The sequence below is a fragment of the Salifodinibacter halophilus genome (assembly GCA_012999515.1).
Taxonomy (GTDB): Bacteria; Pseudomonadota; Gammaproteobacteria; order Nevskiales; family Salinisphaeraceae; genus Salifodinibacter; species Salifodinibacter halophilus.
This window is the reverse complement of record JABEEB010000121.1, coordinates 1-307: the sequence shown is the minus strand read 5'-3', so window position 1 is coordinate 307 and position 307 is coordinate 1. Positions and strand designations below refer to the sequence as shown.

The window sequence follows — 307 nt, the reverse complement described above, 5'->3', positions numbered from 1 at the left end:
GGGGGTCTTGGCGTTGGCGGTGAAGAACGTCTGCAGATAGTCCTCGCGGCTCTTGGGCACCGGCGGCCCGCCTTCGAGGATCAGCACCTTCTTGCCGGCCTTGCCGAGCTGGTAGGCGATGATCGCGCCGGAGATGCCCGCGCCCACGATCACCACGTCGAAGCCGCCGGGAGGCGTCGGGATGCTCATACCGGATTCTCCAGATAGGCCGACAGCGGCGGCGGGTCGTTGGCCCAATAGCCGTAGTTGTAGGTGGTTCTGCCCATCGGATGCGATTGCATGACCCGCCACACCAGGCCTTGGGTGT

1 protein-coding gene is annotated in these 307 nt (G+C 65.5%); it reads right to left on the bottom strand.

Going from position 1 to position 307, the window contains the following annotated elements:
- Positions 1–189, bottom strand: a 189-nt coding sequence (locus tag HKX41_10965) for an FAD-dependent oxidoreductase (protein NNC24651.1), incomplete at its 3' end; no start/stop codon positions are given.
- Between the last annotated feature and the right edge of the window lie 118 nt (positions 190–307).